The sequence below is a fragment of the Photobacterium sp. R1 genome (assembly GCF_054600795.1).
This window is the reverse complement of the sequence record NZ_BAAHZP010000484.1, coordinates 1-278: the sequence shown is the minus strand read 5'-3', so window position 1 is coordinate 278 and position 278 is coordinate 1. Positions and strand designations below refer to the sequence as shown.

Annotated in this window: 1 protein-coding gene; it reads left to right on the top strand. The window is 41.4% G+C overall.

All coding sequences use genetic code 11. The annotated features are described in order from the left end of the window. Positions 1-28 precede the first annotated feature (28 nt). A partial coding sequence (locus ACYP03_RS25960) for a lipoprotein N-acyltransferase Lnb domain-containing protein (RefSeq protein ID WP_459782668.1) occupies positions 29-278 on the top strand: 250 nt, incomplete at its 3' end.

Below are 278 nucleotides of genomic sequence, written 5' to 3'. Positions count from 1 at the left end.
CCCTGAATTACAGGAGTTTTTAGATGCGGTGTCTGCAAAGACAATCAGTCTTGCCTATGCATCAGAAAACCTGATGAGCCCCAGCAGCTTCATGGGCCATACTTTTATCAAGCTCAGTGAGAATGAAACAGATCCAGGTCATGCTGTCTCATTTTTTACGGAAGTCGATGGATTCAATTTACCCAAAATCATGTTCGATTCTCTGGTCGTAGGGAAAGAAGGTTATTTTATTGTTTCGCCCTATCAGGAAAGCCTGAATTTTTATAAAGACATCGAAG